Origin of the sequence: Sulfuricurvum sp. (assembly GCF_023250475.1) — a bacterium.
Taxonomy (GTDB): domain Bacteria; phylum Campylobacterota; class Campylobacteria; order Campylobacterales; family Sulfurimonadaceae; genus Sulfuricurvum.
The window spans coordinates 1-4,247 of record NZ_JAHFAQ010000154.1; the positions used below are offsets into that span (position 1 = coordinate 1).

General features: G+C 46.3%; 4 protein-coding genes. All 4 read right to left on the reverse strand.

Going from position 1 to position 4,247, the window contains the following annotated elements:
• On the reverse strand, positions 1-1,882 hold a 1,882-nt coding region (locus Q0C19_RS11155), incomplete at its 3' end, for a GAF domain-containing protein (protein WP_295056011.1).
• A gap of 143 nt (positions 1,883-2,025) precedes the next feature.
• Complete coding sequence (locus tag Q0C19_RS11160) at positions 2,026-2,589, reverse strand: hydrogenase-4 component G (protein WP_295056012.1); 564 nt, start codon at positions 2,587-2,589, stop codon at positions 2,026-2,028.
• A gap of 39 nt (positions 2,590-2,628) precedes the next feature.
• Positions 2,629-3,840, reverse strand: a complete 1,212-nt coding sequence (locus tag Q0C19_RS11165) for an ABC transporter permease (RefSeq protein WP_295056013.1) — start codon at positions 3,838-3,840, stop codon at positions 2,629-2,631.
• Positions 3,837-4,247, reverse strand: a 411-nt coding sequence (locus Q0C19_RS11170) for an ATP-binding cassette domain-containing protein (protein ID WP_295056015.1), incomplete at its 5' end; no start/stop codon positions are given. The genes Q0C19_RS11170 and Q0C19_RS11165, both read right to left, overlap by 4 nt.

Here is a 4,247-nt window from a genome sequence, read left to right on the forward strand (position 1 = left end):
CGATATGGGCTACTGCACTCATTTCTTCAAGAAGCTGTTCCGTCTGATGGAGACGTGCTTCCGATATCGTCCGATTGGTTTCGCGATCAAAATTTTCCATCGCAAAGCTGATATCCATGGCCATCTCAATAAGCAACTCTTGACTGGAGGGGTCAAAGGCATTGAGCTTATGGGAATAAACGGTGAATGCTCCGACTACTTCGCCGTATAAATGAAACGGCAATGCGGCAGATGCCTTCCACCCCGCTATTTTAGCGCGTTCGTGCCAGTGGGACGTAGAGGTTTCATTCAGGAAATCTTGACACCAGTAGGGGTGATTTTCCCTAATAGAAGTTCCTGTCGGCCCTCTGCCGGATGCGGTATCGGCAAGGGTAGATATCTCGATTCCCTCAAGATAATCATGGATATCTCCAAAAGAGGCGACAGGCCGTACCAGATGGGTTTTAGGATCGACGAGACCGATCCATGCCATGATAATGGAATTATCAGAAACGATACCTTTGCACACTTCTTGAAAAAGCTCTTCCGGGGTAGAAGATCGGACAATCGCTTTATTACAGTGGCTAAGAGCCGCATAAAGATGGGAGAGCTGCTCTATCCGTTCTTCATGCTTGTTGCGTTCGGTGATATCGCGTGCTATTCCCAGAACACCGAGCAGATTCCCTTTTTCATCGAGCATGGGAGTTTTAATGGTCTCCAATAGGGCACGATGGCCATCATCGGCAAATGAAACCCACTCTTCATTAATACTCAAAGCAGCGCTTTCCATCGCCAAACGGTCATTCTTGCGGAAAAAATCGGCCAGTTCTTTATCCACGAAATCGTAATCGCTTTTGCCGATGATCTCTTCCTCTTTGGCGCCGAAAAAGCGTTCAAACATCGGATTGCATAAGAGATAAATTCCATCTCTATTTTTTAGCCATATAAGATCGGGAATGGTATCGAGCAAGGTATGGAGGTGGTTTTTGGTTTCTAAAATTTCTGAGGTACGTTCTTGGACCCGTATTTCAAGGAGACGGCGGTGATTTTGCACTTCGAGGTATTGTTTGGCCACATATCCCATCAGAAAGCTGATCAGAAGACCCAACGCCGATTCCAATGCAAAAAGCCAATGATTATGCCATCCATCGATCGGTGCTATGCTTAATACCCACTGAGCATTAGGAAAGGCAATCAGTGTTTTAACGGGGTGGTCAAGGGCTTCGGTACCTGAAGAGGCAATTGTCTGGAGCTGTTTTGTTTTGGGATGGATACGGGTGATGGTATACAAATACCCATTTTTGGTGAGATTCCTTAGCGTATTGCTCTGAAGAATTTCAGGGAAACGGATGACGATAAGGACAAATCCATAGAATTTTTTATCCTCGCCTATAAATACGGGAAAACGGCTCACAAGGCCTTCTCTTCCCTGTACTAAACGCAGCGGCCCTGCCAGTGTCAGTTTTCCGCTTTGGCGTGCGATTAAGGCTTCCGTTTGCTGTTTAGGATCGATAAAGAGATTAAGCCCTAGCGCTTTTTCATTTCCCCTGAGGGGAATAACGTGCTTGATAATCCCTTCCGGTGCAAGTGCAATTTCGGAAATTAGGGGATAAGAGACGAGCAGTTTTTCGGCGATGAAATCAAAATCATCCATGTTTCCGTTTTTATGAACGGTCGAAGCGATCGGATAGCTCAGGGCCATGATCTGGTCGATGTTTTTATTTAAATGAAAAACATTTTCATTGGCAAGGTCTTTGATCTTATGCTTCATCTCATTAACATGCATACTGTCGAGATGCCAAATAACACTGGCGGATAGGATAGCACTAATGAGAAAAACAAAAATTCCCGCTATCCACTCTTTTTTGCGGTAGGTATTTGAAAGAGAAGATAGGGTAGTCATATAAACCTGATTGTGTATTTTAATAATTTTATAAAGCTATATTGAAAGATTATAACATCGTTTCTGTAAAACCAATCTGCATGAATCGAAGTCTGATTTTTTTTTAATTATCCGATCATTACGGTCGTACGGAGCAATAAATATCATGCTGTCGTATCGAGTACGTTTCCCCCCAATGCGGTGATTCTTTCATCGATTTTAGCCAACGCCTTGTCGAGCGTTTCGTACGAAATATCGGGGAGTTTGCCTCCCCACATTTTTTCAGCTTCATTGAATCCGGTGATAATTCCTTCCCTTCCGGCTTTTAGCCGTTCCAAATCATTTCCGCCGCCGTTTAATACGAAATCGGACAATCGTGTCGATGTTTGGGAAACACCGAAATAGCCCTCTTCGCTTACGAGAGATTTAGCTTCTTCAGGCGTCATATCGGCAATCGGTTTTCCGGTATAGCCGATCGATTGAAAATCGATCGAGCTGAGGATATCTTTGACCTTGGCAAGATCAAAGGGGGCGCTTTGGGCTTGGATATTGTTGGACGAATAGCTTTCGATTTGAAGGCTGTACTCTACGAGATAGGCTTGAGAGAGAGTTTTACCTGAAATTTCGCCACTTTTGATTTTTTCTTTAAAATCTTGAGTCTCTTTTTCGTTTAATCCTAATGCACTTTGGCTGTAGGGATTGGTCGCTGTTGCGGTTCCGATTTGCATGAAAACTCCTTTTGGACTAGATAACGTAATATCGACCGATTACTCATACCGTAAAGCATCGATCGGATTGAGACGGGCTGCTTTGCGTGCCGGAAAATAGCCGAAAACTATCCCAACAACGGTAGAAAATAAAAAAGCGATAATGACAATCATCGTATTAAAAATCAGGGGCAGATCGAAAAATATACTGATTCCAATCCCTACTCCTATCCCCAATACAACCCCTATAACTCCCCCAAGCGAAGAGAGGACGATCGCTTCGACCAAAAATTGAAGCAGTACTTCCCTCTCAAGTGCTCCGATAGCCAGACGTATCCCGATTTCGCGGGTACGTTCCGTGACCGAGACGAGCATAATGTTCATGATCCCGATCCCCCCGACGAGGAGGCTGATGGTTGCTACGGCTCCCAAAAGGAGGGTAAGCATTTTGGTGGTAGAGGTGAGGGTTTGAACCACTTCGCGCAGATCCCGAACGTTAAAGTCGTCTTCATCGCCGCTGCGGATATGACGCCGTTCCCTCATCATCGCAATAATAGAGGATTTTATATTTTCGATACTCGAAGCATTTTTTGCAGAGAGCATAATGACGGCGATATCTTGGTTTCCGCTGATACGGCGCTGAAACATACGGATGGGGACAACGATGATATCATCCTGATCCATTCCGAACATCGAAGCCCCTTTGGGGTGGAGCAGGCCGATCACTTTGCATGAAAAGTTCCCCAGTCGTATTGAGGCACCGATGGGATTTTGATCTCCGAAAAGCTCTTTTCTGATGGTTTCACCGATGACACAGACCGCTTTTCCCCCCTGAAGTTCGGCAGGAGCAAACATTCGACCCGACTCAAATGCCCAATCTTTGACGGTAAAATAATCGTTATCGCTCCCGTCAATAGAGGTGGAGTAGTTTTGGTTTCCGTAGACCACCTGCATCCCTTTGGAGGCGACGGGGGCAACCCCTTTTAATCCTCCGATTTCACGCTTTATTGTGGTGATATCGTTATGGGTAAACCGCTTGGCGGTTGTATCGGTTCCTTGCGGGCCGTGGCGATCCTGACCCGGACGGACGATGAGCATATTGCTGCCGAGCTTGGAGATACTGTTGGTGACATAGGCGGTGGTTGCATCTCCCAGCATTACCATGGCGATGACCGATCCTACCCCGATAACGATCCCTAATGTCGTGAGGATGGAGCGCAGCGCACTGCGGCGAATTTCACGGAGTGCTAAAATAAAAGCGTTCCAGATCATCTGTGACCCTTATCGATCAATCCGTCGCGAAAATGGATCATTCGTGATGCATATGCCGCCATATCGACTTCATGGGTTACCATAATAATGGTAATTCCTTTGTCGCGATTAAACGATTGCAGAAGTTCCATAACCTCGATACTTTTGGCGGTATCAAGATTTCCGGTCGGCTCGTCTGCTAAGAGTACCACGGGATCGGTTACGATCGCACGGGCGATGGCAACACGTTGCTGCTGGCCTCCGGAGAGTTCCCCCGGAGTATGGTGGGCGACATGTTCCAGTCCGACGCTCTTGAGTGCTTCCATCGCTTTGGTCTTTCGGGTCTGTGCATCGATTCCCCGATACAATAAAGGGAGCTCGACATTTTCGATCGCTGAGGTTTTTCCGAGCAGATTGAATCCCTGAAA